The 26079-nt window shown below is 66.9% G+C and carries 25 protein-coding genes; 16 read left to right on the top strand and 9 right to left on the bottom strand.

From position 1 onward, the window contains the following. Positions 1–71 precede the first annotated feature (71 nt). Genes RSO01_RS08160 through RSO01_RS08150 form a run of 3 tightly spaced genes read left to right on the top strand, consistent with a single transcriptional unit; the run spans position 72 to position 2714 of the window. Positions 72–857 carry an ABC transporter ATP-binding protein gene (locus RSO01_RS08160; RefSeq protein WP_147148001.1) on the top strand — a complete coding sequence of 262 codons (786 nt, stop codon included), beginning with the start codon at positions 72–74 and terminating at the stop codon, positions 855–857. Then, the gene (locus tag RSO01_RS08155) at positions 854–1684 is read left to right on the top strand and encodes an ABC transporter permease (RefSeq protein ID WP_147147999.1); all 831 of its coding nucleotides are present in this window, start codon (positions 854–856) and stop codon (positions 1682–1684) included. Before RSO01_RS08160 ends, RSO01_RS08155 begins: the two co-directional genes overlap by 4 nt. 52 nt (positions 1685–1736) lie before the next feature. Further along, the gene (locus RSO01_RS08150; RefSeq protein ID WP_147147997.1) at positions 1737–2714 is read left to right on the top strand and encodes an ABC transporter substrate-binding protein; all 978 of its coding nucleotides are present in this window, start codon (positions 1737–1739) and stop codon (positions 2712–2714) included. Positions 2715–2720: 6 nt separating this feature from the next. Here RSO01_RS08150 and RSO01_RS08145 read toward each other — a convergent pair whose 3' ends face one another. From RSO01_RS08145 to RSO01_RS08120, 6 genes are read right to left on the bottom strand one after another with little or no spacing between them, the layout of a single operon-like run. Then, the gene (locus RSO01_RS08145) at positions 2721–3452 is read right to left on the bottom strand and encodes a GntR family transcriptional regulator (protein WP_170302924.1); all 732 of its coding nucleotides are present in this window, start codon (positions 3450–3452) and stop codon (positions 2721–2723) included. A 1-nt stretch (position 3453) separates the two neighbouring features. Continuing rightward, entirely contained in the window at positions 3454–4194 is a 741-nt protein-coding gene (locus RSO01_RS08140; RefSeq protein WP_147147994.1) for an SDR family NAD(P)-dependent oxidoreductase, read from the bottom strand. Then, a complete protein-coding gene (locus tag RSO01_RS08135; RefSeq protein ID WP_147147992.1) occupies positions 4191–5129 on the bottom strand; it encodes an NAD-dependent epimerase/dehydratase family protein in 939 nt (312 codons plus the stop codon). The genes RSO01_RS08140 and RSO01_RS08135 overlap by 4 nt, the downstream gene beginning before the upstream one ends. Continuing rightward, entirely contained in the window at positions 5126–7180 is a 2055-nt protein-coding gene (locus RSO01_RS08130) for a hydantoinase B/oxoprolinase family protein (protein ID WP_147147990.1), read from the bottom strand. The genes RSO01_RS08135 and RSO01_RS08130 overlap by 4 nt, the downstream gene beginning before the upstream one ends. Further along, complete coding sequence (locus RSO01_RS08125; RefSeq protein WP_147147988.1) at positions 7177–9207, bottom strand: hydantoinase/oxoprolinase family protein; 2031 nt, start codon at positions 9205–9207, stop codon at positions 7177–7179. Before RSO01_RS08125 ends, RSO01_RS08130 begins: the two co-directional genes overlap by 4 nt. A gap of 30 nt (positions 9208–9237) precedes the next feature. After that, positions 9238–10029 (bottom strand): enoyl-CoA hydratase/isomerase family protein, encoded by a 792-nt coding sequence (locus RSO01_RS08120; RefSeq protein WP_170302923.1) that lies wholly within the window; start codon positions 10027–10029, stop codon positions 9238–9240. Positions 10030–10136: 107 nt separating this feature from the next. On the opposite strand from RSO01_RS08120, the gene RSO01_RS08115 reads away from it, so the two are divergent. The 10 genes from RSO01_RS08115 to RSO01_RS47145 all read left to right on the top strand — a co-directional run bounded on the left by RSO01_RS08115 (position 10137) and on the right by RSO01_RS47145 (position 20188). Then, a complete protein-coding gene (locus RSO01_RS08115; RefSeq protein WP_170302922.1) occupies positions 10137–11318 on the top strand; it encodes an ABC transporter substrate-binding protein in 1182 nt (393 codons plus the stop codon). 6 nt (positions 11319–11324) lie between these two features. Then, on the top strand, positions 11325–12206 hold the full coding sequence (locus RSO01_RS08110; protein ID WP_147147983.1) for a branched-chain amino acid ABC transporter permease: 882 nt from the start codon (positions 11325–11327) through the stop codon (positions 12204–12206). A 1-nt stretch (position 12207) separates the two neighbouring features. Then, positions 12208–13215 (top strand): branched-chain amino acid ABC transporter permease, encoded by a 1008-nt coding sequence (locus RSO01_RS08105; protein WP_147147981.1) that lies wholly within the window; start codon positions 12208–12210, stop codon positions 13213–13215. Further along, positions 13212–14003 (top strand): ABC transporter ATP-binding protein, encoded by a 792-nt coding sequence (locus RSO01_RS08100; RefSeq protein ID WP_147147980.1) that lies wholly within the window; start codon positions 13212–13214, stop codon positions 14001–14003. The genes RSO01_RS08105 and RSO01_RS08100 overlap by 4 nt, the downstream gene beginning before the upstream one ends. Beyond that, positions 13981–14685, top strand: a complete 705-nt coding sequence (locus tag RSO01_RS08095) for an ABC transporter ATP-binding protein (RefSeq protein WP_147147978.1) — start codon at positions 13981–13983, stop codon at positions 14683–14685. Before RSO01_RS08100 ends, RSO01_RS08095 begins: the two co-directional genes overlap by 23 nt. Positions 14686–14787: 102 nt before the next feature. After that, a complete protein-coding gene (locus RSO01_RS08090) occupies positions 14788–15312 on the top strand; it encodes an RNA polymerase sigma factor (protein WP_147147976.1) in 525 nt (174 codons plus the stop codon). Between the two features lie 75 nt (positions 15313–15387). Further along, positions 15388–16377: a FecR family protein gene (locus tag RSO01_RS08085; protein ID WP_147147974.1), complete on the top strand. Its 990-nt coding sequence runs from the start codon at positions 15388–15390 to the stop codon at positions 16375–16377. Positions 16378–16498: 121 nt separating this feature from the next. Continuing rightward, positions 16499–18877 carry a TonB-dependent receptor gene (locus RSO01_RS08080; protein WP_170302921.1) on the top strand — a complete coding sequence of 793 codons (2379 nt, stop codon included), beginning with the start codon at positions 16499–16501 and terminating at the stop codon, positions 18875–18877. After that, entirely contained in the window at positions 18877–20034 is a 1158-nt protein-coding gene (locus RSO01_RS08075; protein WP_147147971.1) for a PepSY-associated TM helix domain-containing protein, read from the top strand. Before RSO01_RS08080 ends, RSO01_RS08075 begins: the two co-directional genes overlap by 1 nt. 1 nt (position 20035) lies before the next feature. Continuing rightward, positions 20036–20188 (top strand): hypothetical protein, encoded by a 153-nt coding sequence (locus RSO01_RS47145; RefSeq protein ID WP_170302900.1) that lies wholly within the window; start codon positions 20036–20038, stop codon positions 20186–20188. 1 nt (position 20189) lies between these two features. Here the strand turns inward: RSO01_RS47145 and RSO01_RS08070 are convergent, their stop codons facing one another. Then, complete coding sequence (locus tag RSO01_RS08070) at positions 20190–20579, bottom strand: hypothetical protein (protein ID WP_147147969.1); 390 nt, start codon at positions 20577–20579, stop codon at positions 20190–20192. 173 nt (positions 20580–20752) lie between these two features. Here RSO01_RS08070 and RSO01_RS08065 point away from each other — a divergent pair, with 173 nt between their 5' ends. Then, entirely contained in the window at positions 20753–21913 is a 1161-nt protein-coding gene (locus tag RSO01_RS08065) for an MFS transporter (RefSeq protein WP_170302920.1), read from the top strand. 44 nt (positions 21914–21957) lie between these two features. Here RSO01_RS08065 and hemA read toward each other — a convergent pair whose 3' ends face one another. After that, positions 21958–23178, bottom strand: a complete 1221-nt coding sequence (gene hemA / locus RSO01_RS08060) for a 5-aminolevulinate synthase (RefSeq protein WP_147147965.1) — start codon at positions 23176–23178, stop codon at positions 21958–21960. Positions 23179–23426: 248 nt separating this feature from the next. On the opposite strand from hemA, the gene RSO01_RS08055 reads away from it, so the two are divergent. Then, the gene (locus tag RSO01_RS08055; RefSeq protein ID WP_147148063.1) at positions 23427–24005 is read left to right on the top strand and encodes a ferritin-like domain-containing protein; all 579 of its coding nucleotides are present in this window, start codon (positions 23427–23429) and stop codon (positions 24003–24005) included. A 1-nt stretch (position 24006) separates the two neighbouring features. Then, positions 24007–24372: a c-type cytochrome gene (locus RSO01_RS08050; RefSeq protein WP_246158185.1), complete on the top strand. Its 366-nt coding sequence runs from the start codon at positions 24007–24009 to the stop codon at positions 24370–24372. A 159-nt stretch (positions 24373–24531) separates the two neighbouring features. Here RSO01_RS08050 and RSO01_RS08045 read toward each other — a convergent pair whose 3' ends face one another. After that, positions 24532–25941 (bottom strand): aspartate aminotransferase family protein, encoded by a 1410-nt coding sequence (locus RSO01_RS08045; RefSeq protein ID WP_147147963.1) that lies wholly within the window; start codon positions 25939–25941, stop codon positions 24532–24534. Between the last annotated feature and the right edge of the window lie 138 nt (positions 25942–26079).

Here is a 26079-nt window from a genome sequence, read left to right as displayed (position 1 = left end):
AAAATAGTCAGGCGCGAAGCGGGTCTGCTCGTCGGCGGCTTCGGCGGCACAGTTCTTGCGCGTCTTTCGTCATGGCATTGATCTCACTGGCCGACGTCGGCAAGAGCTTCCGCTCCCGAGAGGGACGGTCCTGGTCGGCGGTCGCCGACTTCAACCTCACTCTCGAAGACGGCGAGTTCTATTGCCTGCTCGGCCCCTCCGGCTGCGGCAAGAGCACGATCTTGAGCTTGTTGGCGGGCTTCACTCTTCCGAGCGCCGGCCGGCTGGAACTATCCGGCAAGCCGATCAAAGGCGCTTCCCGGGATCGCGGTGTCGTCTTTCAGGGTGACGATTCCCTCTATCCCTGGCTGACCGCCGTGGAGAATGTCGAATTCGGCCTGCGCTTGCGCGGCGTGGACCGCAGAGAGCGCCGCGACCGTGCCATGCAGTATCTCGAGCTGGTCGGGCTGCGCGGTCAGGAAGGCAAGCACCCGTCCGAGCTGTCCGGCGGCATGAAGCAGCGCGTGCAGATCGCACGCGCGCTCGCCAACGAGCCGCGGATTCTGCTGATGGATGAACCCTTTGGCGCGCTGGATGCGCAGACGCGCGGCGCCATGCAGGTCGAATTGCGCCGCATCTGGGAACGCATGAAGGTCACGGTGGTCTTCATCACCCACGATATCGATGAGGCAATCGTCCTCGGGACGCGCGTGGGCGTGATGACGGCCGGTCCCGGCGGCACGCTGAAGAAGAACCTGCCGATCGACATTCCCGGCGAACGCACGCGGGGCGACCCGCGATACATCGCCCTTTACGAAGAGATCCATGCACTGGTTCGTGAAGAAGTGCTGCGCGCAAACGCACGGAGGGCCGCATGAGCGAGGCCACGCGTACGCTGCCCGTATCGGACACCGGCGGCGCTGCGGGCAGCTCCGCTTCGTCGATCTGGCAGGCGATCAAGAATGGGTTCCCGTACTTTCTCGGCTTCTTCAGCCTTTTCTTCATTTGGCACGTCGTCGCCGTCTATGTCGTCGCCTCGGTTCTGTTCCCGCCGCCCTATGCCGTGCTCCTGCGCGCCATCGAGCTGCTGCAGGACGGGGTCCTGGTCGAGAATGTCGGGGCCAGCCTGCAACGCATCATCATCGGCTTCATCGCAGGCTCGCTCATCGGCATCCCGATCGGGTTGATCATCGGCAGCTTTCCGCTGGCCCGGAAGATCCTGGAGCCATGGACCGAATCCCTGCGCTTCATTCCTTCCGTGGCGATGATCACCATCGCGGTCATCTGGTTCGGCATCGGCGAGCCGTCGAAGATCTTCCTGATCATCTACACGACTGTCTTCATCGTGATCCTGAACACGGCGGCAGGCGTGGGTGCGATATCGGCCAACAAGATCCGCGCGGCGCAGGCGCTCGGCGCGAACTCGCGGCAGATCTTCTTCCTCGTCGCCCTTCCCGCGACCGTCCCCTACATCCTGACGGGGATGCGCATCGCGATGGCCAATTCGTTCACCACGATCGTCGCTGCCGAGCTGGTGGCTGCGAATGCCGGCCTCGGCGTCATGCTGTGGCAGGGGCGGATGTACATGCAGATCGGCGACATCTTCGTCGCGCTCGTGTCGCTCTGCATCCTGGGTTTCACGGCCGACCGCCTGTTCCGCTTCGGCGTAGCCCGTTTTGCCGGACGCTATGACGTCACGCCGTGACCAGCTGATGCTGCGCGAGTGTGGGTTCTTCTCTTTGGATTGGGGGTTATGAATGTTTGACATCGGACGGCGATCCGCCCTGAAACTGGCGGCCGGGCTTGCGGTTGTCCCATCGGTGGTGCGCGCGCAGCCTGCCAAGATCACCATCGCGACGGGCGTGGATCCCTCGTTCTCGGCATATTACGTCGCGAAGGAGTCCGGCATCTTCACCAAGAACGGGCTGGAGGTGCAGCTCAACACCGGACCGAGCGGCTCGGCGATGGTGGCGCTGCTGATCCAGAACCAGGTGCAATCGGCATTCGGCGCGGAGCAGGCCGGCCTGCTCAATCACGCGCTCGATCCGAACGTCGTGGTGGCTGCCGAAGGCGCCATGCTGGCGCGCTGGTACGGCATCGTCGGCAAGGAAATCGCCAGCATGGACGCCCTCAAGGGCAAGCGCCTGGGAATTGCCCGCGGTTCGGGCAGCGAAGTGTTCTGGCTGGCGGCGGTCAACAAGCTGAAGCTGGATCCCAAGGACTACAAGATCGTCCAGGTCGAGGCGCCGGAGATGGTCGCGGCCCTCGAGCGCGGCGACATCGACGCCTACAGCGCCTGGGAGCCGTGGCTGACGCGCGGCGCGGCAGCGGTCAAGGGCGCGCGGCTGGTCGTGGACAATGTCGGCATCATCGAAGGCCGCGTGTTCATCTACGTGAACAAGGATTGGGCGGTGAAGAACCGTACTGCCGCCGTGTCGTTCATGCGCAGCATGGTCGAGGCCACGGACGTCATCAACACCAAGCGCGACCAGGCCGCCGCCGACGTCGCCAAGTTCCTGAAGCTCGACCTGCCGTTGACCAAGCAGCTGATGGATAAGTTGAGCTTCGACGTCCATCTGGACCAGCAATCCATCGGCAACTTTCAGATCGCCGAAGCTCAGTTGAAGAGCATTGGCAGGCTTCCCAAGCCGGTGTCCTGGAACACCCTGTTCTATCCCGACCTGCTCCGCGAAGTGGCCCCGAGCAAGGTGAACTACAAGCTGCCCGACGCCTGATCGGCTTCAGAGATCGTCGAAGGTCGCCCCGACATCCCCAGGCACGGCATAGGCCGATTCGGCCAGTGCCTTTGCGATCACACCATGGGCGCGCCGCATGAGCTGCTCGGCGCGACGCCGGGCAAGGCTCGCTTCGCCGGCAAGAACAGCCTCAGCCACTTCGCTGTGGCCCTCGAGCGACATCGACAGCATCTCGTGGGTCTGCAGATGGGCAAGGTAGCGATAGCGCAACGCCTGCTTCTCGATGCCGGCGACCACGCGGATGAGCGTCTGGTTTTGCGAGGCCGCGTGAACCGCGCGAGTCAGGGCGACGTTGTGCTTGAAGAACGTCGGCACATCCTTCGCCTTGAACGCCTTGTTCATCGCGGCGAGATGCGACTCGATCGTCTTGCGCGCCTTCTTGTCGAGATGGCGGGCCGCCTCCGCCGCGGCGAGCCCCTCCAGGCCGACACGGCAGGCGTAGACCTCGTCGAGGTCGCGCCGGCTCATCGGCGTGACGCTGACACCCTTGCGGGCGGCACGGACCACGAGGCCGTCGGCTTCGAGCATCCGGAAGACTTCGCGGACCGGCGAACGGCTCACCCCGAAGGCGGCGCCGACTTCCTCCTCGTGGATGCGGGAGCCCGGCGCCAGTTCCAGGAAGACGATGCGGTCGGACAGGATCCGCGCGATCTCCGTGGCGATCACGGACGGGGCGACGAAGTCCGCCTGCGACAACAGCGGCGGGCGCGGGGCCATTCTAGCCGTGGACATAGCCACCGTCGGCGATGACGGTCTCGCCCGTCATGTAGGAGGCGGCGTCGGAGACGAGAAACATCGCCATCTTCGCAATTTCCTCCGCCGTTCCCCAACGGCCAAGCGGAACGCGCGCCAGGCCCCGGTCTCCCGACTGCCCTTCCTTCGCCGTCTGTCGCGTCATTCGGGTGAGGGAGCGCCCCGGCGCCAGGCAGACGACACGCACACCGTAGGGCCCCCATTCCACCGCGGCCGACTTGGTGAGCTGCGATATGGCGGCCTTGGCGGCGGCATAAACCGCCCGATTCTCGCCGCCAGAAAAGGCCGTCTGCGAACCGATCGACAGGATGACGCCGCGTCGTCGCTCGACCATGCCGCGGCCGATCAGCTGGATCAGCCGCAAGGCGCCGACGAAGTCGATGTCGACCGTGCGCCGGACCTCCTCGAGGCTGGTTTCCAGCAGCGGCTTGGCGACCAGCACGCCGGCGTTGTTGATGAGGATGTCGACCGGTCCTGCAGCCTTGGCGAGGTCCTCAACGGACGCGGGATCAGCCTGATCGAACACATGAGCCGCGGCGCCGTACCGCGACGCGACGGCGGCAAGCGGCTGCTCTTCAATATCTGCCAGCACCAGCTGCGCGCCAGCTGCGTAGAAGAGGCCCGCCATGGCCTCGCCGAAGCCGTTTGCCGCGCCGGTTACCAGGATGCGCCGGCCCGAGAAGTACAGGTCGTGCGCCAGGCTCACGAACCACCTCGGCCGATCACCCAGTCGCGCGTGGCAGCCGCACCATCTGCGATCGACGTCGCCGGCGAGAAGCCGAGGTCGCGCCGGGCGGCATCGATGACGAGCGGCCCGAGGCCGAACGTATTCCAGGCAGTGCCCTCCGGATCCAGGACAGCCTCCGCCGCGGGAACGGCCTTTCGGACCTGTTCGACGATTTCCGACAGGCTTTGTGCGCGGCCCGGACCGACATTGTAGGCACGCTGCGGCAAGGTGGGAGCATCGAGGGCCCCGCGAACCGCGCCGACGACATCGTCGATGAAGACATGCTGGCGCGTGCGACCGTCCGCCGGATGGATGCGGCTGACGCGGCCCGTCAAGCCGTCTTCGATGAGCGTGCGGATCATGCAGGATGTCGTCCGGCCGGCGCCGTAGCAGGAAGCGACGCGAAGCGCAACGGCATCGACCCCGTGCTCCGCGTGATAGGCATGGATCAGCGCTTCGCCCGCGGCCTTGCTGGCCCCATATACCGTGTCCGGCCGAAGCGGCATGTCTTCATTGACGGGCATCAGGTCCCGTCGATTGCCATAGGCCACGATCGAGGAGAACCAGACGATCCGTCCGAGGCGATGAATGCGCGCGGCCTCGAGGAGGCCACTCAGGCCCGCAAGATTGATCTCGCATACGCGGCTCGGATTGTCGCTGAGCAGCATCGGCCCCGAGATCCCACCGGCGTGCACGACACGACGGACACCGAAGCGCACGATCGCTTCGTGCCATCGGCTCGGATCCGGCAGGTCGTGGGCAAAGAAGGGGACCGACAACTTGCCGAGATCCAGATCCGACGGCCGCACTCGATCGGCCGCCACGACCGGAATGCCGTCGGCCACGAGCTGCTGCAGCACGGCAGCGCCGATCATCCCGCCGACACCGGTGACGAGAACAGTGCCGTCGTTCATTCGGCGGCCTCGGCGAGACGCTGCTGCGGCAGCACGACGGTCGCGATTCGCCTCACCTCTAGCCTCTGCCCCGGCGATATCTGCAGGATCGTCAGGCCTGCCTGATCGATCGGCAGGGTACCCACCGCTATCGACGGGTCGATGCGCAGCCACGCCCGGAGGGGCGCTGCCCGACGGGCATCGACCTCCACAAGGTCGTCTTCCTGAAGGCCCGCAGCCGAGGCGTCTCTTGGATGCAGGCGGCAGATGCGGCGACGACTTACGGCACCGGCCTCGTAGGAATCGTCGACAAGGACAGCCGTCAGGGCGAACCGAGAATCACGTAGACGGCGACGGAGTGCTTCCGTCGCGACCGGATCCACAGCACCTTTGGCGTCGAGCGCCACGCCATAGAGATCGCGTGCCGCCTGCCGCGAGACATACCCTTCCTCGACATCCTGCTGGACGCTCCCGGGCGCCCGCAGCAGCGGGTCGCCGTAGCCTCCGCCGCCGGCCGATCGCACGACGACGACGCTGCCGTTGCCCACCGGATGTCCAGCGATCTTGCCCGGCGTGTCGAACCCTTCGACGGCGCCGTCCCGCTCGATCCATGCGCCAACCTGCACGCCCGACAGCCCACCCATCACGCCGAAGGCCGGCACGACGGCGCCGTCGGACAGCAGCGAATAGCGCGAGTCCGGCGCCAACACCCGCATCGAGCGCTGCATCGACAGCCCGCCCCGGGTGGTGCCGGCGCCGCCGGAGTCGGTGGCCAGGCGCGACGTCTCGACGACCAGCGGCATGCGCGTCTCGATGACCTCCGTCGACTGGACCGTGACGAGGTCACCCCAGTCGATCGTGGCCATTGCGCTTGGGCCATCGCTCTCACGGAAGGCGCCGTTGCCGCCGGCCGACCATTCGTAGTGCACCCACTCGCGGCCGCTCCGGGCGTCGTAGCCGCCGATCAGATTGTGGAAGGAGGTCCGGCAGAGATCGCCCGCCACGAGATCGGGGACGACCTGTGACAGGGCGCCGACCATCGTCGCGATGACGCGCTTGCGGATCTCGCCGTGGGAGCCGGCAGGCGCGGGCCGCTGCACGTTGACGATGGACCCAGGCGGGGCATTGACCTCGATCGGACGGAACGAACCCTGGTTGAGCGGCGCCGCGGGATCGAAGACCGATTTGACCGCAATGAAGACCGACGCGGCCGTCACCGCCGCTGTCGAGTTCACAGGAAAAGGCACTTGTGGCGAGGCGCCGGCGAAGTCGGCGATCATGCGGTCGCCGGCAACGGTGAGCGCCAGCGGCAGCAGCAGTGGCTCGAAGATGCCGCCGATGTAGGTCTCGAGATAGTCCTCGAAGCGATAGGTGCCGTCCGGCAAGCCGGCAATGCAGGCGCGCATTCTCGCTTCCGACCGGTCCAGGTCGAGGCGCACAGCCTCGAGCAACGTGTCGACGCCGTAGCGGGCGCAGATCTCATGGATGCGCCTTTCGGCGACCCGGCAGGAGGCAAGGCTCGCCTGCAGATCGCCCAGCCGCTCCTCGGGCACCCGCATGTTGGAGAGGAGGATGTCGAGCGCTCCCTGATTGAAGCGGCCGGCTTCCTGGATCTTGATTGGCGGGATGCGCACGCCCTCCTGGTAGATCTCGGTCGCCTTGCCCGACATGCTGCCGGGAACCATGCCGCCGACATCGGCCCAGTGGGCGCGTACCGCCGGAAAGAAGATCAGACGGCCGTCCTGGAAGACCGGGAATATCACCGTTACGTCGTTGAGATGCGTGCCGCCCGTGTAGGGGTCGTTCGAGAGGATGACGTCGCCGGGCGCGAGATCGTGGCCGAACTTCTCCATGGCCGAACGCACCGACCAGGGCAGGGGAACGACGTGGGAGCCGATATCCTCCGATTGCGCTACGACCTGGCTGTCGGGCGCGAAGAGACCGCAGGAGAAATCCTTCGCATCGTAGATGGCTACCGAGCTCGCCGTGCGGCATACGGTGGCGCGCATCTCGCGGACGATGGAAATCAGCCCCTGGGTCAGGACCTCCAGGGTGATGGGATCGATGGTCATTGAAGGCTCCCGTCGTGACGGCGGAGTGCGAGGCAGCCGATCCGGTCGAGCGCGACCGACCAGCCCGGCGGCACAATGGTCGAAGAGCCGGCTTCTTCGATGATGGCCGGCCCTGTCACGGTCTCTCCTGGCGGCATGCGTTCGCGATCGACAACGGGCACGGCGAAGGACTCGCCGTCGAAGATGGTCGTCCGCGTGCTGACGACAGCCGCGGCCATCGTGCGTCCCGCTGCCTCTACCGGCGGCAGGACCGGCTTGTCGGACAGCCCCCAGGCAGCAATGCGATAGCTGACGATCTCGACCGGCGCCGTCGTCGTGCCGCCGTAGCGAATCTCGTAGATCTTTTCGAAGGCCCGCACGATCTCCGCCGTGTCGGAGAGATCCATGTTGACCGGGACCGACAGCTCGAAGGATTGGCCGGCGTAGCGCATATCGAGGGTAGCGGCGAAGCGCCGGCGGGCCGGCGGGAAGCCGGCAGCCTGCAGCTCCCGCTCGCCGTCCTCGAGCAGGCCCGAAAGCATGGCCCGGACATCGGCTGCCGAAAGCGCACTGATCGTCGCGACCTTGGTGCGCACCAGATCGCGGCGGACGTCGGCTACCAGCAAGCCGAAAGCCGAGAAATTGCCCGGCATTGGCGGGACGACGACAGTGCGCATGCCAAGCTCGTCGGCGATCGCTGCGGCCTGCAGCGGACCTGCGCCGCCATAGGAGAGGAGGGTGAAATCGCGCGGATCGATGCCACGCAGCACCGATACTTCCTTGATCGCGGCCGCCATCGACACCACGGCGATGCGCAGGATGCCCTCGGCCATCTGCTCTGCCGACAACCCGATCTCGCTGCCGAGTCGCCCTACGGCCGCCGCCGCGGCGGCGCGGTCCAGGCGGATCTCGCCGCCGAGAAGCTGCTCGGTGCCGAGACGACCCAGCACCACATTGGCGTCGGTCACCGTCGGCTCGATGCCACCCCGGCCAAAGCAGGCCGGGCCCGGAAATGCCCCCGCCGAGCGTGGACCGACCGTCAGGAAGCCCGAAGTCACGGCCGCGATGCTGCCGCCGCCGGCGCCGACCGTGTTGATGTCGATCTGCCGGATCTTGACGGGGAAGGCGCCGACCCGTCCGTCCGTCGTCATGGTGAATTCGCCGCCGCGCACCAGGCACACATCGGTCGAGGTTCCACCCATGTCGCAGGTGATCACGTCGGGGAAATTGGCGGCGTGGCCGACGTGACTGGCGGCGATGACACCGGCCGCCGGCCCCGAGAGCATCGACAGCACCGGCATCGATTCGACCCGCTTGGCCGGCAGGGTGCCGCCGTTCGAGGTCATGATGGACAGGGGCGCGGAGATGGAGGACGAAGTGAGGCGGGCCTGCAATTCCCTCAGATACCGCCGCATGCGCGGCGCCACGAAGGCATTGAGAGCCGTCGTCGAGAAGCGCTCGTACTCGCGATATTCCGGCAAGACCTCGGACGAGGTCGTGATGACCGCGTCGGGCAGCAGGCGGCCCAGAATCTCCGCGGCGCGGCGCTCGTGCTCGGCGTTGGCGTAGGAATGAAGGAAGCAGACCGCGACCGCCTCGATCCGGTCTTCGGCGAGCCGGCGACCGATCGCCGACACGGCCTCCTCGTCGAGCGGCGCAGACACGGCGCCGTCGGGCCGCAGGCGTTCGCGCACTTCGTAGCAGCGCGATCGCGGCACCAGCGGCCGATTGGGCCGCGCCTTGATATTGTACATGGCCATGCGATTGCCGCGGCCGACCACGAGAACATCGCGATGGCCCTCGGTCGCGAGCACGGCCAGCCGCGCCCCATCCCCTTCAAGTGCCGTGTTTGTGGCGACGGTGGTCCCGTGCACGATGCGATCCAGATCTCCCGGCTCCAGCGACAGGCGACCGATGCCGACCAGAATTCCTTCCGACTGGTCGCCGGGCGTGGACGGGGTCTTGAGCACCTGCAGCCGTCCGCTCGCGCGGTCCAGGAAAACGAGGTCGGTAAAAGTCCCCCCGACGTCAACGCCCAACCAACTCATGCGCCCGATTCTCCTGCCTTCGGCTACTGGTCAACGCCCGACGAAGCGCGGCGGCCGCTTTGCGGCGAAGGCCGCTGCGCCTTCCTTGTAATCCGCGCTGTCCATGGCGCGACCGATGAAGACGTCGATCTCCCCGGCGCGGGCGTCGGCGGTGCCCGTCGCCAGCGCGTCCAGCACGAGCTTGGCGCCGCGGATCGACAGAGGCGCGTTCTTCGACAGATCGGCGGCGAAGGCATGCGCCGCCTCGAGGGCGCTGCCCTGTTCGGCTGCCATGTCGGCGAGGCCCATGCGGCGGCAATCGGCAAGATCGAAGGCGCGCCCCGAGTAGAGCACGCGCTTGGCGTTCGCGAGGCCCACCTGCCGCAGCAGCAGCGAGCAGTCGAGCGGCCCGTAGACGATGCCCAGGCGGGCGGCGGGTATGCCCATCCGCGTGCTGGCGTCCCCGATCCGGAAGTCGCACGCCAGCGCGAGGCCGCAGCCTCCGCCCATGGCATAGCCCGACACCGCAGCGATGGTGGGAAGCTCACAGTCCCGGACAGCGCGGGTCGCTCTGTCGGCTACGGCCTCGTAGGCCTCGCCCATCTTGGAATCGGCACGCACGGTCGCGAATTCGGAGATGTCGGCGCCGGCGCAGAAATTGCCGCCGGCGCCGGTCAGGACGACGGCCCGTACGCCGTCCTGTTGTCCGACACCGGCGAAGATCTCTGCCAGCCGCCGCCACATGGCGAGCGACACGGCGTTGCGCTTGGCCGGCCGGTTGAGCGTGACGGTGACGATGCCGTCCGCCACCGTGACGACGATTTCCTCGGCAGGACTGGACAAGAAATTCCCCATGACAATCTTGTGTACTGTATACAAGATGTCGCGGCGCAAAGGGAATGAAAGTTGCTTCGAACGTCGTGGGTTCTTTGCGAAGGGCGGAGGGGATGATGACATTGAAAAGGTGTGTGAAGGCGGGCCTGTCGGGCCTGTTCCTGGCGGTCGCGGCGCTGCAGCCCGGCCAGGCGCAGGTGCCCGGCGTCACGGCAGATACGATCAAGATCGGGTCGTTCGGCGCGCTGACGGGCCCCGGCTATCTCTACGGCAAGCTGCCGATGAACGGCATCGAGGTCGTTTTCGACCAGGTCAATGCGGCCGGCGGCATCAACGGCCGCAAGCTTGAGCTGGTCCGCGAGGACGATCGTTGCGACCCGGCGGCGGCCATCGGGGCCGTCAAGAAGCTGATTCACGAGGACAAGGTCTTCGCCATCATCGGCGGCGGCTGCAGCAATGCAACGGTTGCGGCCCGCGAAACCCTGGCGGAAGCGAGGATACCCGTGATCATCATGGCGTCGGTGCACGACGGCATCACGACGCCGGTCGCTCCGACGATCTTCAGCACGGCGCTCACCTCGTCCCTTGAGAGCGCGGCCATGCTTCAGTTCGCCCTCGACCAGGGCGCCAAGCGCATCGCCGTCATCTCAATGCGCGACGCCTGGGGGCGCTCGCGCTACACGCCGCTGATCGAGGCCTTCCAGAAGAAGGGCATCAAGCCCGTCCTGGACGAGGAGATGGCGCCCGACGCCAACGACGCCACCGCCCAGGTGCTGCGCCTGAAGGGGGCCAACGCCGACGCCGTCCTGGTCGTCCTCTACCCCAAGCCAGCGGCGATCTTCATGCGGGACGCCCAGAAGCTCGGCTTCAAGCCGCTCGCGGTCGGCCAGAGCGGCATCGCCGATCCCGCCGCCTTCGAGGACCAGGTCGGCTCGCCGGGCGCCACGGCCTCATTCCGGACCATCTCGATGGTGCGTTATACGCCCGAGGATCCGGCCGTCGACAAGTGGCGCAAGGCGATCGAGGCGAAGTTCCCCGGCGACCGGCTGTCGGTCTTCAATCTGTTCGGCATCGGCAGCGCCCAGGTGATGGTGGAAGGCCTCAAGCGTGCCGGACCCGATCTCACTCGGGAGAAGCTGGTGGCTGCGCTGAACGGTCTGAAGGACTTCGAGACAGATGTCTATCCCGGCGGCATCACCTGCGTAGAAACCGACCATCGCTGCAACAAGAACCCGGCCTGGATCGCCAAGGAGCCCGGCAAGCCGGTTCGCGTGCTGGGCGTCACCAAGGTCGAGTAGAACCTCTTGGAGCTGCTGGTCTATCTACTGCTGAGCGGACTGACGACGGGTTCTCTCTACGCCCTAATCGCGCTCGGCATCGTGGTGGTGAACAAGGCCACCGCCGTGATCAACTTCGCTCACGGCGAGCTGTTCATGTTCTCGGGCTTCGTCGCCTGGATGTTGCACGTGCAGATGGGCGTGCCCTATCTGCCGTCGCTGCTGGCGGCGGTTGCCTTCGGTTTCCTGCTGGGGGCGGCGACCGATCTGATCGCCTTCCGGCCGCTCAAGAATGCGAACATCATCAGCCTCGTCCTCGCCACGATCGGCATCGCGTTCATGCTGCGCGGCACGGCTCGCGTCATCTGGGGAGGGAAGGGCGACTATCTGCCATTCCCGCCCATTACGTCTCCAGAACCGATCATGATCGGCGGCATCATGGTGATCCCGCAACAGCTCGCCGTGCTCGCCGGCTCGATCGTCATCATGGTGGCCTTCGCTGCTTTTTTTCGCCTGACGCGCGCCGGCAAGATGATGCAGGCCACCGCCGACAATGCCAAGGCCGCGACCCTCGCCGGCATCCGTATCGATCGCATCTACATGCTGTCCTTCGGAACGGGCGCCGCCATCGCGGGCGCGGCTGCCGCGCTGATGGCGCCGCTTACGCTGCTCTATCCCGACATGGGTTTCTCCTTCTTCATCAAGGGATTCGCTGCGGCGGTGCTGGGCGGCCTGACCAGCCTGCCGGGCGCGGTGCTCGGAGGCATTTCCATCGGCATCATCGAGTCGCTGGCCGGCGGCTACCTCCATTCGAGCTTCATCGAGGTCTCGGCCTTCATCGTCATCATGTTCGTGCTCGTGGTGCGCCCGACCGGGTTGCTCGGCTCCACGCGCTTTCGTCGGGTCTGACATGGCGCTGTTCGGCAGACGCAACGTGCTGGTGGCGATGCTCCTGTTCGCCGCCGTGGCGCCGACGTTCCTCAACGCCTATTACCTGTTCGTTGCCAACACGATCCTCATCTACGTTCTGCTGGCGATCGGACTCAACATCCTGGTGGGCTATGCGGGCCAGCTCGCCTTCGCCAATGCCGCGATGTTCGGCATCGGCGCCTATGGCACCGGCCTGCTCCAGGTCCATTTCGGCTGGCCGTTCTGGCTGGCGTTCCCGCTCGGCGCATTGATCGCGACCATGGTCGGCCTTGCCATATCGCTGCCGGCGCTGCGGCTCAGCGGACTCTACCTCGCGCTCTCCACCCTGGCCTTCGCCCAGTTCACGCAATGGGTGTTCCTGAACTGGGAGCCGGTGACGTTCGGCGCCGGCGGCTTCAAGACGCCGCCCATTTCCTTCGCGCCGCTGCCGATCTCGAAGACGCTGGGACTGTATTACCTGAGCCTGATCCTGGTGATGGTGCTCTTCGCCCTGGCGCAGAATCTCGTGCGTTCCCGCATCGGCCGGGCCTTCGTCGCGGTCCGCGACGGCGAGATCGCCGCCGAATCTCTCGGCGTCGACCTGCTGCGCTACAAGGCGCTCGCCTTCGGGATCAGCGGTTTCTACGCGGGCATCGCCGGAGGCCTCTATTCGGCGATGCTGAACTTCGTGTCGCCGGAAGGCTTCGACCTGTTCCAGATGGTGATCCACAAGGCGATGATCATCGTCGGCGGCCTCGGCTCGATCGTCGGCTCGGTCCTGGGCGCGGGGACGCTCGTCTTCGTTCTCGAGGCGCTGCGCAAGGTGAAGGGCGTCCAGGAGATCGCCTTCGGCGCGATCCTCGTCGGTTTCATTCTCTTCATGCCAGGCGGCATCATCGGCTACCTCAAGGAGAAGGTTCGCGGCTGGGAAGAGCCGTTGCATCGCGCCCGGGCGAGCAGGCGTCCGCCGGTCGCTGCGACGTCGGAGAGCAGCGAGGTTCGGCCGTGAACGAGGCGCTGCTTTCCGTCCGCGGCGTGTCGGTGAGCTTCGGCGGCGTGAAGGTGCTCGACGGCATCGACCTCGACGTCAAGCCCGGCGAGATCAGGGGCCTGATTGGCCCCAACGGTGCGGGCAAGACGACGATGCTCAACGTCATCTGCGGCATTCACCCCCCGCATCAAGGCGACGTGCTGCTCGACGGCGTATCCATCGTCGGGCGCAAGCCGAGCGCGATCGCGCGGCTCGGCCTTGGCCGAACCTTCCAGACGTCGCAGCTGTTTCGCGGCATGACGGTGCTGGAGAACCTCATGACGGGGCTGCACCACCGCACCACGGCCGGCTTCGTCGCCGCCAGCCTCAATCTGCGCCGCTACCGGGAGGAAGAGGAGGCCGCCGAGGAAGCCGCCCGCCAGGCCCTCGAATTCATCGGCATGTCGGCGTTCGCTGATCGGCCGGCGTCGGCCCTTTCCTTCGGGCAGCAACGCGTCATTGAGATCGCCCGGACCCTGATCAGCGACCCGAAGGTCGTGCTGCTGGACGAGCCGGCGGTCGGCCTCAGCCTCAATCGGCTGGCCGAGTTCGATACTCTGCTGCGCCGGATTCGCGATGAAAAAGGCGTCACGCTCATCCTCATCGAGCACGTCATCCGCCTCGTGATGGATGTCTGCGATCAGGTGACGGTGCTGAGTTCCGGCCGGCGCATTGCCGAGGGAACGCCGGACGCGGTGCGCAACGACCCCGGAGTCATCGAAGCCTATCTCGGGAAGGAACTTCGTGCTCGCCATTCAGCATCTTAAGGTCTCGTACGGGATCACGCAGGTCCTGCGCGACGTCACCTTCGAGGTGCCGGCCGGAAAGATCGTCGCCCTGCTCGGCGGCAACGGCTCGGGCAAGACGACGATGCTGAACACCCTGTCCGGAGTGGTGCGCTGCAGCGGCGGCTCCATCCTGTTCGAGGGCAAGGAATGCGCGGGCCTCTCGGCCGACAACATGGTTCGCCGCGGCATCGTCCAGGTGCCGCAGGGGCGCGAGGTCTGGCCCAGCATGTCCGTCCAGGACAATCTGGAGCTGGGTGCGGCCACCCGTCGGGACTGGGGGGCGATGCGCGCCGACCTGGACGAGGTCTACGCGATGTTTCCCAAGCTGGCGGCGGTGAGGAAACGCCGCGCCGGCAGCCTGAGCGGCGGCGAGCAGCAGATGGTGGCCATCGGCCGCGCGCTGATGGCGCGGCCACGCTGCCTCCTGATGGACGAGCCTTCGGCGGGACTCGCCCCGACCATCGTCGGCGACATGGTGGATACGATCCTGGCGCTCAACAGGCGCGGCCTCACGATCCTCCTGGTCGAACAGAACATCGGCGTCGCTGCTGCGGTCGCCGAGAGCGCGCACATCCTGCAGGGCGGCGAGATTACCTTCTCAGGTCCAGCCGCAGGTCTCGTCGACAATGACGAAGTCTTGCGCTCGTATCTCGGCCGCTGAGCCGTAAGCGCTCCTGATGCCGGCGGCGGCTCCACGGTCGGCATTGCGGTTGCGAAGCATTCGCAATCGATATAGACCTGTCGGACCACACCGGCAGGGACGATGGGGCGACAGGACGTATCGACGCTGCTCGCGAGCTTTCGCGACAATTACCGGGATCTGCTGCGTTTCCTGACGCGGCGGACCGGTGGTGATGCCGAGCGCGCCGCCGACCTCGCCCAGGATACCTACGTCAAGCTCGCCGCCCTCGGCCCTGTCGGCGGCGAGATCCGCAATCCGCGGGCCTATGTCTACCGGGTCGCCGGCAACCTCGCGGTCGACACCTTGCGGCGCGACGGCCGGGTCGCCAACGACTTCATCTACCTCGAGGCGGCCGACGCCGTGGCCGATCCCACGCCGTCGCAGGAGACGCACGCGATCGCCCGGCAACGGCTGCGTCGCCTCGAAGCGGCGCTGGACGAGCTGCCGCCCAGGCCGCGCCTGGCGCTGCTGCTCAACCGGGTGGAGGGCCGGACCTTCGCCGAGATCGCGCGACGGCTCGGCGTCTCGGAAAGCATGGTGGCCAAGTACATCGCCCAGGCTCTGCAGCACTGCCGCGACCGCCTGGACCGCGGCGATAACGAATAGTTTATCGTCGCCGCTGCAAGGCCGGTGCAGCAGAATCGTCTTTGTGACGAGGCCATCCATCGCTCAGGTTGTTGCATGTCGGAAGAGAAGCAGGGGCCGCTGATGGCCGAGGACGGCGCCGGCCGGCGGCTGAGCGACGAGGCCATCGACTGGCTGGTCCGCCTGGGCTCGGGACGCGCGACCGCGACGGATCGCCTGGCTTTCCAGCGCTGGCGCCAGAGCTCGACGGCGCACGAGGCGGCGGCCGTCGAGGCCGAGGTGCTGTTGCATGCCGTCGGCGAAACCCGCCAGGCCGATGAGCTTCGCCGCCAAGGCACGCCGCTGTCTGCCGGATCGGTGCGCCGCCATCCGGTCGGGCGACGTGTCTTGTTCGCCGGCGCTGCGGCCGCGTCGGTTGCCGCCGTGGCCGTCGCCCTGCCGGCGCTCGGCCCCCTGTCCGGACTCTATGCCGACCATGCGACGGCCGTCGGCGGTCGCAAGCGGGTGGCGCTGGCGGACAGCTCGGTCGTCGTCCTCAACACCGCGACGGCCGTCTCGGTCGACTATTCCGCCCAGGAGCGCCGCCTCGTGCTGCATGACGGCGAGGCGCTGTTCGAGGTCGCCAAGGATGCCGCTCGTCCCTTCATCGTCGTCGCCGGCGACGTCGAGGTGAGGGCCGTCGGCACGGCCTTCGTCGTGCGCCTCAAGCGTGTCTTCGAGAACGTCACGGTGAGCGAGGGAACGGTCGAGGTGAAGATGGGCGACCGCCCGTCGATCAGGGTCGTGGCGGGCCAGCAGCTGGATGTGAGCGAGAGCGACGGCTTCAAGCTGCGCGTGGTCGACGTCGACGCGGCGACCGCCTGGCAGCGCGGCAAGCTCATCTTCAACCGTCGTCCGCTGGAGAACGTCGTCGCCGAGCTGGAGCGCTACCGTACCGGCCGGATCGTGATCCTTGGCGACCGGCTCAAGACGCTGGAAGTCACCGGCGTGTTCGACCTCGACGACACCGATCGCATCCTGCGCACCATCGAGGAGACGACCAAGGCGCGGGTCGTCCAGATGCCGTTGTTCACCATCATCCGCTGATCGCAAGTTTTTTTTTGCTCCCGTCACTGCAAGTCCGCCGTCGTCGATTCGTCCCAGGATCGTGCGAGACATCGAGGGCGAGATGGTACGGCGGGGAGCTTGGGTTGCGCTGGCAGCGGCGATGAGTGTGGGCTTCGGCTCGTCGGCACTGGCTCAGTCGCCGACGACGGAGCAGGGGCAGGCGCCGCGCACCGTGCACTTCGATATCCCGCCGCAGGATCTCGACACGGCAATGACGCGGCTCGCCGACCAGGCCGGTATCCGCCTGATGGGCGCGTCGGGCGATCTTGCCGGCAAGCGCACCGCAGGCCTTTCCGGCAACTACACCATCGCCCAGGCCCTGAACGCCCTGCTCGCCGGATCGGGCGTCAGCTGGCGGTTCAGCGAGGCCAACACCGTCGTTCTCGAACGGGTGGCGACGGGCAGCGGCACGTCCGGCGCAGTGCAGCTCGATCCGGTGCGCGTGCAGGCCGGCGTGCCGCCGCAGGCCGTGATCGACAACCTGCCGCCGCCCTATGCCGGCGGGCAGGTCGCGAAAGGGGCGCAGGTCGGCTTCCTGGGCGAACGCGACTTCATGGATACGCCCTTCAACCAGTCTGCCTACACCTCGACGCTGATGCAGAACCAGCAGGCGCGCAGCATCGCCGACGTCGCTGCCAACGACCCCTCGGTGCGCAACGCCTGGCCGGCCGTCGGCTACAACTCGGCCCTGATGATCCGAGGCTTCTCCTTCAACAACTACGACATGTCCTTCGGCGGCCTCTACGGCATCGCGCCGACGCTGCAGGTCGCGCCCGACTACCTCGAGCGTGTGGAAATCCTGAAGGGACCGAGCGCAATGATGAACGGCATGCCGCCCTTCGGCAGCGTCGGCGGCGCCGTGAATCTTGTCCCGAAGCGGGCGGCCGCGCAGGAGCTGAACCGGGTGACGGCGACCTATGCGTCGGCCGGCCAGGTCGGTGGCACGACGGATATCTCACGGCGCTTCGGCGATGACCAGGCGTTCGGTGTCCGCTTCAACGGCACCTATCGCAACGGCAGCACGCCGGTCGACCGCCAGACCCAGGCGTTGGGGGCGGCGGTGTTCGGCCTCGACTATCGCGGTGATCGCCTGCGCGCCGCGGTCGACTACGGTTACCAGAGCCAGACCTTCAACTCGCCACTGCGCGCCACCTACGTTGCGGCAGGCCTGCCGGTGCCGTTGGCGCCCGGAGGCACTGCCAACTGGTTCCAGCCCTGGACCTACCAGCAGAACAACGACCTCTTCGGCGCCACGCGTGTCGAGTACGACGTCATGCCCGATTGGACGGTCTATGGCGCGGCGGGTGCGCGCTGGTCGCAGTTCAACTCCCTGACCGGCTTCGCTACGGTGACCAGCGCCAACGGCAACCTGACCGAAACGCCGCTCAATTTCCCCGGTTGGTCGCAGGCCAACACCGAGGAGGTCGGCGTGCGCGGCCGCGCCGACACCGGCCCGATCCATCACGCGCTCTCGCTCAACGCCACGCGCGTCATGCTGGAGGGCGGTCAGCTCTTCCCGGTGGTGGCGACCATTTCGTCAAACCTCTACCAGCCGACCTTCATCGCCAAGCCCAACGTCGCGGCGCTCAACCCACCGAAGACCAGCTCCGTCGAGCTGTCGACGTTCGGCATCGCCGACATCATCTCGGTGTTCGACGAGCGCATCCAGTTCATCGTTGGCGGCCGCCTGCAGCGCGTCCAGGTCGGCAACTACAGCCCGACCACGGGCGCGGTGACCTCGTACTACGACCAGAGCGCGTTCTCGCCCGCTGTCGGTTTCATCGCCAAGCCGTTGAGCAATCTCGCGGTGTACGGCAATTTCATCCAGGGTTTGCAGCAGGGGCCGACAGCGCCGGCGGGTACGCTCAACGCTGGCACCGTCTTTGCGCCGCAGAAGACCCAGCAGCTCGAGATCGGCGCCAAGCTCGATCTCGGCAAGTTCGCCACGACCTTCAGCCTGTTCCAGATCGATCGGCCGTTCGGCGTCACCAATCCGTCGACCGCGATCTTCGCCGTCGGCGGCACCCAGCGTAACCAAGGCCTGGAATGGATGATGTTCGGCGAGCCGTTCCAGGGATTTCGTCCGCTGGGCGGCATCACGCTGCTCAATGCCAGGCAGCTCGACACCGGCTCCAACCTGACCAACGGCCTGAAGGCGACCGGCGTGCCCGATGTGCAGCTCAACCTCGGCGCCGAATGGGACGCCTCGTTCCTGCGCGGCCTCACCTTCTCGGGGCGGCTGATCTACACCAGCCTGCAGTATCTCGACGCCGCCAACACCCAGAGCATCCCCAACTGGACGCGCTTCGATGCCGGCGTGCGCTACGTCTTCGAGCGCAAGGACGGCAAACCGATTGCGCTGCGCTTCAACGTCGAGAACCTGTTCAACCTGAACTACTGGGCGTCGGCCAACTCGGAGCTCGGCCTTGCCATGGGGGCGCCGCGCACCTTCCTGCTGTCGCTCTCCGCCGACTTTTGATGAATGTCCGCTCGCTCAGGCGTTGGGCTGCGGTCCACAAATGGACCAGCTTGGTCTGCGCCGTCTTCCTGCTGCTGTTCTGCCTGACCGGCCTGCCGCTGATCTTCAAGCACGAGCTGCGCGAGCTTTTGAGCCAGGACCCGCCTTACGCGGCGCTGCCGGCCGACACGCCGCGGGCCAGCCTCGACACCATCGGCGCCGCGGCGCGCCGGCGTCATCCCGACCATGTACCGATGTTCGTCTTCGTCGATGACGACGAGCCCAAGGTCACGGTCGGCATGCTGCCCTCGCCGACGGCGCTGCCGACGCAGACCCGGCTGCTCAAGTTCGATGCGCGCACCGGTGAGCTCCTGAAGGAAACCGAGCCTGCCGAGACCAGCGGTCCCGATTTCCTCGACATCATGCTGCGGCTCCATCGCGATCTGTTCGCCGGCCTGCCCGGCGAGCTGTTCCTCGGCGCCATAGGGTTGGTGTTCGCGGCGTCCGTCGTCTCCGGCGTCGTGCTCTACGCGCCCTTCATGCGGCGCCTCGAGTTCGGCACGGTGCGATGGCGCCGGGGCAGGCGGCTGCGCTGGCTCGACCTGCATAACCTCATGGGCATCGCGACAATGGCCTGGGTGCTGGTAGTGGGCGTCACCGGCGTGCTGAACGAACTCTCGCGGCCGCTGTTCCTGCTCTATCAGCGGACCGACGTGCAGGCCATGCTGGCGCCCCACCGCGGACGGCCGGTGCCGCCGCTCGACAGGCTGTCGTCGGTCGAGGCCGCGTACACGCTGGTGCAGCGCGAGCTGCCGGGGCGGACGCCGACCAGCGTCGTGTTCCCCAACAACCGCGTCGGCAGTCCGCATCATTACCTGGTGTGGACCAAGGGCAGCTCGCCGCTGACCAGCCGGCTGTTCACGCCGGTGCTGATCGATGCCGAGCGCGGCGAGCTTGCCATGGTCGTCGACCTGCCCTGGTACCTGCGGGCGATCCAGGTATCGCGGCCTCTCCATTTCGGCGATTACGGCGGCCTGCCGCTCAAGGTCATCTGGTTCGTGCTCGACCTGATCACCATCGTTGTCCTGGCAAGCGGCCTCTATCTCTGGCTGTCGCGCCGCCGCTCGCCAATCGAAGCGCAATTGGCCGAGCTCGAGGGCGTGGCCGATGAGGCCTAGCGTGATCTGGCGCTGGCCGTTGCTGATGGCCGTGCTGACGGTGGTCGGCCTGGTGTCGGCGTTGCTGGGTGAGGGCGGCGTGTGGTGGGGCCTGTCGTGGGCCGCGCTTGCGATCCCGCTCGTCGTGATGGCCGCTTGCGTCGTTCGCCGCTGAATCAGCCGACGACGAAGCTCTGGTACATGAAGCGCAGGTCCTGGGTCTCCTGCGGCGTGATCTCGCCGTCGAGCACGCGGGCTTCCCAGGTGCGGAGCTTGCGCTTGATCTCGATCGGCGTGCGCGGGCTCAGCAGCACCATGAAGAACTGCTCGTGCGGCGACAGCTCGCGGTCGCGGCGATAGCCGAACGGGCCGGCGCCGATCGCGCGCGTTGCCGGCGCCTGGGCAGCGCGGCCGTGGATTTCGGGCGCCAGGACGTCATCCCAGGTGAGACCCGCCTCGCGCAGCATGGTAGAGGCAAGCTTGGCCGCAGCCAGCGCCTCCCCGGCGTTGCTGCTGTCGAGGATCTCCAAAACCTTCACCAGTGTGGTGCGGTTGAATGTCGACATCTCTCCCGCTCCGTCACCGCCGCGCTTCCGAGGGGTCGGAGGCTGCGGCCTGTGCTCTTTGACTATTGGATGAGCAAGCGGCACTAACGTCCTGCAAGATATAGTTGAAAAACGACTGAGGCAAGTTACAACCCGTGCCGCGCTTTTCCCCCTTCGCCATATATTTGACAGGATTGGGCAGCTGGTTCGTGCCGCTCGGCATCCAGCAGGTGCTGTTCGCCTGGCTGGCGGCGATCGTGCTGCACATGGATGCCTTCGCCGTCGGCATCGCCCAGGTGGCGCTGATGGCGCCCAGCATCCTGTTCCTGCCGCTCGGTGGCTTGGTCGCCGACCGCGGCGATGCACGCCGCCTGCTGCTACGCTACCACCTGCTCTATGCCGTGCCGCCGTTGGTGCTGATCGGCGTGCTGTCGATGGGCGGGCTGAGCTACCCGCTGCTTATTGCCTATGGCCTGGCGGCGGGTTCGATCGGCGCCTTCGCGGTGCCGACCCGCGATGCGCTTCTGCCGATGGTGGCGGGTCCCAACCTGCCACGCGCCGTGGCGCTGGCAACGGCGCTGCAGTTCATCGGCCAGCTTTTAGGTATCGCCGCGGCCTCGGAGGCCGACCGCATCGGCGCCGTGCCGCTGCTGATCGCGCAGTCCGCGCTCGTGGCGGCCGGCGCGATCGCCGTGTGGCGCCTGCCCAAGCCGTCGCCGCATCCGCCGGTCGTGCATCCAAGTTTTTGGCGCAGCATCGGCGATGGCATTGCCGAGGCGGCTCGCTCGGAGCAGATGTGGCCCGTCCTGCTGCTCAATTTCGGCGTTGGCGTGTTCTATGTCGGCCCGTTCATGGCCGTGCTGCCGATCGTCGTGCGCGACGTCTATCACGGCGGCGCGGCCGAGATCGCCTACATCAACCTGGCCTTCTGGGCCGGTACCATCGTCGCCGCCTTCGCCTTTGCGGGCCTGGCCCGCCGGCTGTCGCTGCGCGGCCGCCTGGTGGTGAGTGCGGTGTCGGTAGGTGCGGTGATCCTGGGCCTGATGGCGTTGCAGCCGCCGTTCCTCGCCTTCAACGCGCTTTGCTTCATCTGGGGCCTGGGCGCCGGCATCACGCTGACCCAGGGCCGCACCATTCTGCAGATCGTGGCGCCGCCCACGCATCGCGCACGGGTGATGGCGCTGTTTCAGCTCGGCCTGGGCGGTGGCGGTCCGATCGGCGCCTTCATCGCGGGCTCGCTGGCTGCGGTGCTGGGGCTGAAGCTCGCCATGGTGCTGCCCGCGATCGCCATGACGGTGCTGATCGGCGCGGTGCTGGTGTTCTCACGCATCTGGTCGATGCGCACGGTGGAGTAGGGCTTATTGGACCGCGGGCTTCCAGGCTCGCTGTCCGGCAAGAGTTATTCCGCAGCAGCGCGCAGGCTCAAGCCCAAGGTCTGCCAGATATCCTGCAATGCCTCGACCAGCCGCTCCATGTGGTCGTCGCTGTGCAGCGGCGTCGGCGTAAGACGCAGGCGCTCGGTGCCGCGCGGCACGGTCGGGTAGTTGATGGGCTGCACGTAGATCGAATGCCGCTCCATCAGGAGGTCGGTCGCCTGCTTGGCGAGCGCGGCGTCGCCTACGAACACTGGCACGATGTGCGTCACCGACGGCATGATCGGCAGGCCGGCGGCGGCTAGCTTCCGCTTCAGCGTCGCCGCGCGCTCCTGGTGGCGCACCCGGAGCTCGGGATGGGCGGTGACGTGGCGGATGCTGGCCAGCGCCGCGCCGGCGATCGCGGGCGGCATCGAGGTCGAGAAGATGAAGCCCGAGCCGCAGGAGCGCACGAAGTCGACGGTGGCTGCCGTCGAGGCGATGTAGCCGCCGACCACGCCGAACGCCTTGGCGAGCGTGCCCTGCACGATGTCGACCTTGCCGAGCGCGCCGTCGCGCTCGGCCACGCCAGCGCCGCGGGCGCCGTACATGCCGACGGCATGGACCTCGTCGAGATAGGCGAGGGCGCCGTAGCGATGGGCGAGGTCGCAGATCTCTTCGATCGGCGAGATGTCGCCATCCATCGAGTAGACCGATTCGAAGGCCACGATCTTGGGTGTCGCTGGATCGGCGACCTTCAAGAGCTCCTCGAGATGGGCGAGGTCGTTGTGGCGGAAGATCTTGCGCACCGCGCCCGAATGGCGGATGCCCGCGATCATCGAGGCATGATTGAAAGCGTCGGAATAGAGCTCGCAGCCGGGCAGCATGGCGCCGAGCGTCTGCAGCGTCGTCTCGTTGGCGACGTAGCCCGAGGTGAAGACCAGCGCCGCGTCTTTGTCGTGCAGCTTGGCGAGCTCGCGCTCCAGCGCCACATGCAGGGTATTGGTGCCGGAGATGTTGCGCGTGCCGCCGGCGCCCGAGCCCTGGGCGCCGATCGCCGCCTGCATGGCCTCGATCACCACGGGATGCTGGCCCATGGCGAGATAGTCGTTGGAGCACCAGACGGTGACGTCGCGCACCGTGCCATCTTGGTGGAAGCGGGCGCGCGGGAAGGCGCCGGCGACGCGCTCCAGCTCGGCGAAGACGCGATAGCGTCCTTCGTCGTGCAGGCGCCGCAGATGGCTGGCGAAAAAAGCTTCGTAGTCCATTGCCCGTCATTCTCTCCCGCCGCCGATCTTAATCGCCTTGGCCCGGTTGCAGCAGACGCATTTTGGTCGCGGCCGCCGACACGAACGCGTGACCCGACTTGAGAATGGCTCGCAACTGGCGCTCGCGATTGTCTCACCGAGCCGTGACGGACGGTGATCGATCCGTCAGCGCGGTGCGGCGCGTAGGTCACGCACGAACGGAGCGGACCGCTCCTTCGCTCAACCCAAGGAGACCTAGCGTGACTCAGATGATCGATCTTCGCCGCCGCGGATTGCTTCGCGGGTCCGGCATCACCGTCCTCTCGGCCTCGGCGGTGGCGCTGCTGGCCGGCTGCGAGCGGAAGGCCGTGGCCCAGTCGGCCAACGGTGGCGCCGCGGCCAACGACGTCGGCATCCTCAACACCGCGCTGGCGCTGGAGAACGAGGCGATCAGCGCCTACCAGCTCGGCGCCCAGAGCGGCCTGCTGCAGAAGCCGGTGCTGGAAGTGGCCGTGCTGTTCCAGACGCATCACAAGGAGCATCGCGACGCCCTGATCGCCACTATCCGCAAGCTCGGCGGCACGCCCGTAGCAGCCAAGAGCGACGCCGAGGTGGCGCAGGCTTTGAATGCGTCGGCGCTCAAGACCCAGACCGACGTGCTGCGCCTGGCGCAGCGTCTCGAGAAGGGCGCGGCCAACGCCTATATCGGCGTCATCCCGTCGTTCGGCGATCGCAACCTGGCGCAGGTCTCGGCACGGCTCGCCGCCGACGAGGCCATGCACTGGACGGTGCTGACGCAGGCGCTGAAGGACCCGCTGCCCGCCAAGGCGCTGAGCTTCGGAGCGTAGGGTGCGTCTGCCGGTGTTGCCACTGGCGATGCTCGCGCTGGCCGCGGCGGCGGATGCCGCCGCGGCCGACGCGGCACACGGCCAGGAGCTCTACGAATCGCGCTGCGGCGGCTGCCACTCGCTCGACGCCAACCGCGTCGGCCCGGCGCATCGCGGCGTCTACGGCCGCAAGGCGGGCTCGGCGCCGAACTTCAACTACTCGAGCGCGGTCAAGAGCTCGACCGTGGTGTGTGAGGAGAAGACGCTCGACGCCTGGCTCACCAATCCGCAGAGCCTGATCCCCGGCCAGCGCATGAACTTCCGTGTGGCCCTGCCGCAGGACCGCGCCGACATCATCGCCTACCTGCGCCAGCAGTCGGGCAAGTGAGACGAGAAACCCGGCGCCGCACGCCGCCGGGTAGGGCGGGGGTGCGCTGACCGCATCCCCTTGTTCGGTGCGCCTCCGCCCGCCTTCAAATGAACAGCGCCGCGATGAGCGCGGCGCTGAAGAAGAGGGAGCCGGGGCGGCCGTGCCGCCCCGCTCACGTCAGCCCTTGAAGAGGCCTTCCGACTTGAGGTCGGCGAGGGTCGCGTCGAAGGATTGGCGCAGGCGACCGAACAGGTCGGCGAGCTCGGCCTCGTTGATGACCAGCGGCGGGCAGATCGCGACGCGGTCGCCCATGTTGCGGATGAAGAGGCCGCGCGCCACGGCGTGGTTGTAGACGCGGTTGCCCGCGCCGACCGCGACCAGGTCGAACGGCGTCTTGGTCTTCTTGTCGGCGACGATCTCGAGCGCGCCCATCATGCCGACGCTCATCGCCTCGCCGACCAGCGGATGGTCGGCAAACGACTGGATGTGCTTGGTGAAGACCGGCGACATGCGCTTGGCATGGCCGAACAGGTCGATCTCGTCGTAGATCTTTTGTGCCTCGAGCGCGACGGCGGCCGCCACCGGATGGCCCGAGTAGGTGAAGCCGTGGCCCCAGGTGCCGATCTTGGCGCTCTCGCTCATCAGGGCCTGGTAGACCTTCTCGTTCACCATCACCGCCGAGATCGGCAGGAACGAGGCCGACAGCGCCTTGGCGCAGGTCAGGATGTCCGGCTTGATGTTCATGGTCTGGCTGCCCCAGACGTTGCCGGTGCGGCCGAAGCCGCAGATCACCTCGTCGGCGACGAACAGCATGTCGTACTTGCGGCACACCGCCTGGATCTTCTCGTAGTAGCCCTTGGGCGGCACGATGACGCCGCCGGCGCCCATCACCGGCTCGCAGATCATGGCTGCGACCTCGTCGGCGCCGCCTTCCTTGATGATGAGCTGCTCGAGTTCCTCGGCGCAGCGCGTCGTGAACTGGTCCTCGGTCTCGCCGTCCTTGGCGCCGCGGTAGTAGTGCGGCGTCAGCGTGTGCACGACGCCCTGGATCGGCAGATCGAAGGAGCGATGATTGTGCGGCAGGCCGGTCAGGCTGCCCGACGCAACGGTGATGCCGTGGTAGCCCTTGAGGCGCGACACGATCTTCTTCTTCTTTGGCCTATCGAGCGCATTGTTCATGTACCACACCATCTTGACGACGGTGTCGTTGGCCTCGGAGCCCGAGTTGGCGAAGAACACCTTCGACATCTCGACCGGCGCCATCTGCTTCAGCTTCTCGGCGAGGTTGATGGCGGGCTCGTGGGAGCGCTGGTTGAAGGCGTGGTAGAACGGCAGCTGCTTCATCTGCTCGTAGGCCACCGTGGCCAGGCGCTCGTTGCTGAAGCCCAGCGCAGCCGACCACAGGCCGGCCATGCCCTCGATGTATTCCTTGCCGTCGTCGTCGGTGACGTAGATGCCTCGGCCGCGCACGATGGTCAGCGGGCCGGTTTCCTCGTGCTTCTTGAAGTTGGTGTAGGGGTGCAGGTGGTGCGCAATATCCCGCGCCGCGTTGGAATTGCCGCGAAAGCTGCGTGGAACGTCATTCATGGTCGCACCCTGAGAAAAAATAACCGGACCGTGACGATACCGGCCCCAGCCTGGGGATGTCCAACGTATGTACCCATGCAAAAAATTTGGGCAATTGACGCCATCACACTGTCCGTGCAACGTAAAGGAGGTATGCGT

Origin of the sequence: Reyranella soli (assembly GCF_007992495.1) — a bacterium.
GTDB classification, from domain to species: domain Bacteria; phylum Pseudomonadota; class Alphaproteobacteria; order Reyranellales; family Reyranellaceae; genus Reyranella; species Reyranella soli.
This window is presented reverse-complemented; position numbering and strand designations above follow the sequence as displayed.

Excerpts from the sequence above, each read along its gene's own strand:
- RSO01_RS08145 (WP_170302924.1), bottom strand. The coding sequence starts at position 3,452 with ATGGCCCCGCGCCCGCCGCTGTTGTCGCAGGCGGACTTCGTCGCCCCG.
- RSO01_RS08155 (WP_147147999.1), top strand. The coding sequence starts at position 854 with ATGAGCGAGGCCACGCGTACGCTGCCCGTATCGGACACCGGCGGCGCT.
- RSO01_RS08075 (WP_147147971.1), top strand. The coding sequence starts at position 18,877 with ATGAATGTCCGCTCGCTCAGGCGTTGGGCTGCGGTCCACAAATGGACC.
- RSO01_RS08055 (WP_147148063.1), top strand. The coding sequence starts at position 23,427 with ATGATCGATCTTCGCCGCCGCGGATTGCTTCGCGGGTCCGGCATCACC.
- RSO01_RS08135 (WP_147147992.1), bottom strand. The coding sequence starts at position 5,129 with ATGAACGACGGCACTGTTCTCGTCACCGGTGTCGGCGGGATGATCGGC.
- RSO01_RS08160 (WP_147148001.1), top strand. The coding sequence starts at position 72 with ATGGCATTGATCTCACTGGCCGACGTCGGCAAGAGCTTCCGCTCCCGA.
- RSO01_RS08080 (WP_170302921.1), top strand. The coding sequence starts at position 16,499 with ATGAGTGTGGGCTTCGGCTCGTCGGCACTGGCTCAGTCGCCGACGACG.
- RSO01_RS08105 (WP_147147981.1), top strand. The coding sequence starts at position 12,208 with ATGGCGCTGTTCGGCAGACGCAACGTGCTGGTGGCGATGCTCCTGTTC.
- RSO01_RS08130 (WP_147147990.1), bottom strand. The coding sequence starts at position 7,180 with ATGACCATCGATCCCATCACCCTGGAGGTCCTGACCCAGGGGCTGATT.
- RSO01_RS08125 (WP_147147988.1), bottom strand. The coding sequence starts at position 9,207 with ATGAGTTGGTTGGGCGTTGACGTCGGGGGGACTTTTACCGACCTCGTT.
- RSO01_RS08085 (WP_147147974.1), top strand. The coding sequence starts at position 15,388 with ATGTCGGAAGAGAAGCAGGGGCCGCTGATGGCCGAGGACGGCGCCGGC.
- RSO01_RS08115 (WP_170302922.1), top strand. The coding sequence starts at position 10,137 with ATGACATTGAAAAGGTGTGTGAAGGCGGGCCTGTCGGGCCTGTTCCTG.
- RSO01_RS08150 (WP_147147997.1), top strand. The coding sequence starts at position 1,737 with ATGTTTGACATCGGACGGCGATCCGCCCTGAAACTGGCGGCCGGGCTT.
- RSO01_RS08045 (WP_147147963.1), bottom strand. The coding sequence starts at position 25,941 with ATGAATGACGTTCCACGCAGCTTTCGCGGCAATTCCAACGCGGCGCGG.
- RSO01_RS08090 (WP_147147976.1), top strand. The coding sequence starts at position 14,788 with ATGGGGCGACAGGACGTATCGACGCTGCTCGCGAGCTTTCGCGACAAT.
- hemA (WP_147147965.1), bottom strand. The coding sequence starts at position 23,178 with ATGGACTACGAAGCTTTTTTCGCCAGCCATCTGCGGCGCCTGCACGAC.
- RSO01_RS08070 (WP_147147969.1), bottom strand. The coding sequence starts at position 20,579 with ATGTCGACATTCAACCGCACCACACTGGTGAAGGTTTTGGAGATCCTC.